Here is a 2,147-nt window from a genome sequence, read left to right on the forward strand (position 1 = left end):
CCCAAATCCCCGTCGTTAAACCATTCAACCGGGATTTGCGCCGTGGTCCCGCCCGCCCATGAGGGCATGTCCGCCGTCGTGCTGCCGCTCTCGGTCACCACCAGCCCCTCCCGCTGGTTGGTCAGCGTCCCGGTACTGATGTGGATATCCCCCCGCTGCGTCTCTATCGTCCCCGAACTGTTCAGCACGCTGTCGCCGGCATTCCCCGCCGCGTCACGCTGTATCCACAGGCTGCCCCCCGCCAGAATGTTCCCGAACCGGTTCACCAGCGCCGACGACAGCAGCCGCAGGTCGCCCCCGCCGTACAGCAGGCTGCCGTTCTCTATCATCCCGCCCGCCTGCACCAGCAGGTCGCCCGCCGTCCCCACAAAGCCCCGGTTGACGATATTGCCAGTCGCCCGCAGGCTCAGCGGCCCGCCCCCCTGGATACTGCCGCTTTCCGTCTGGCTGATAGCCGCCGCCGACAGCAGGCTGTTGCCGCCGCCCGCCACGATGCGACCCTGCTGCGTCAGCGTGCCGCTGCTCGTCACCGTCACCCCGTTGCCCTGCAGCGTCCCCGCCTGCACCAGGTCGCCCGTCACGGCCAGCGTCAGCTCGGCCCCCCGCCGCCAGCGTGCGGGTGAAGGTGAACGGGGTGCCGATGTCCGCCCGCAGGTCGCCCAGCGCCGCCAGCTGCCCCTCCTGCGTCAGCTGCCCGGTGCGCAGCTGCAGCCCGCCCGCGCTGTACAGCCGCGCCCCGTCCCCGTTGGTCAGGCTCGCCGCCTGCACCGCCAGCCGCGTCAGCCCCAGCAGCGTGCCCCGGTTCTCCAGCGCCCCGTCGGTGGTGATGTCCAGCTGCCCCGCCTGCACCGTCCCCCGGTTGGTCCACTGCGGCAGGTGCAGCGTCAGCCCGTTCTGCGCCTGCAGCGTGCCGCCGTTGTCCAGCTGCGCGGTGGTCAGCGTCAGGTCCTGCCCCTGTACCCACCCCGCGTTGGTCAGTTGTGTCGCGCCCAGCGCCAGCTGTCCGCCCGACAGCAGCTGCCCGCCGCCCTGGTTGTCCAGCAGGGTGCCGCCCTGCACCGTCAGCCCGCTGCGCCCCTGTATCTGCCCGGCATTGCTGACTGACGCCGCGCTCAGCGACGTCGCCCCGCCGAGCAGCGTCGCCCCGGCGGTGTTCTCCAGTTGCTCATCCAGCGTGGCCGTCAGCTGCCCGCTGCCGGTGATGCTGCCCTGATTGCGCAGCCTCGTGGCACGCAGCGTCACGTCCCGCGCCTGCCACTGGCCGGCCTGGTCTATCGTCGCCGCGCTCAGGCTGAACGCGCCGTTGCCCCCCACCTGGCTGCCCGCCTCGCCCACATACGCGCCCGTCAGCTGGATGTTGCCGTCGTCCAGCCCCAGCAGCGTGCCCGGGTTGCGCAACGTGTCCGCCGTCAGCGTCAGCCGGTCCGACTGCCACCGCCCCCGGTTCACCAGCGTGCCGGTGGTCAGGCTGCCGGTACCGCCGCTCAGCAGCTGGCCGCCGCCCTGGTTGGTGACAGTGTCACTGAACCGCGCCTCAAAACCGCCCAGCGCGGTCAGCGTGCCGCCGTTGTCAAACCGCTGCCCGCGCAGCGTCGCCAGACCCCGGGTGGTCAGTTGCCCGCTGTTGGTCAGGCTGGCCGCGTCAACAGTCAGACTGTCCAGCCCGGTTATCTGCCCCCGGCTGGTCAGCGAGGCGCCGCGAAAGCGCAGGTCGCCCGCCTGCCACAGCCCGGCGTTGTCGGCGTTATCGATGGCCAGCGTCGCCGTGCCGCCGCTCAGCAGCTGGCTGCCGTCGGTGCCGGTATAGCGCGACACCCCGTTCAGCGTCAGCGCCGACGTGCCCTGCACCCGCCCGCCGTTGTCCACCGCGTCCGCCGTCAGCGTCAGCCGGTCCGCCTGCACGCTGCCCGCGTTATCCAGCGTCGCCGCCGTCACGCCGGCCGTGCCGTTGCCCAGCAGCGAGCCGGTCGCCCGGTTGGTCAGCCGCCCCCGGCTGGTCACATCCAGCTGCGACAGCCCCACCAGCCGCCCGTCCGTTGGTCAGCGTGCCGGTGGTAAGCGCCAGCCGGTCGCCGCCGATATCCCCCTGCTGCGTCACCGTGTCCGCCGTCAGCGTCACCGCCCCGCTGCCCAGCACCTGACTGCCC

Annotated in this window: 1 pseudogene; it reads right to left on the reverse strand. The window is 72.1% G+C overall.

From position 1 onward, the window contains the following. Positions 1-2,147, reverse strand: a pseudogene (locus DDA898_RS11850) (beta strand repeat-containing protein); the annotation flags it as partial.

The organism is Dickeya dadantii NCPPB 898, assembly GCF_000406145.1.
Taxonomy (GTDB): Bacteria; Pseudomonadota; Gammaproteobacteria; order Enterobacterales; family Enterobacteriaceae; genus Dickeya; species Dickeya dadantii.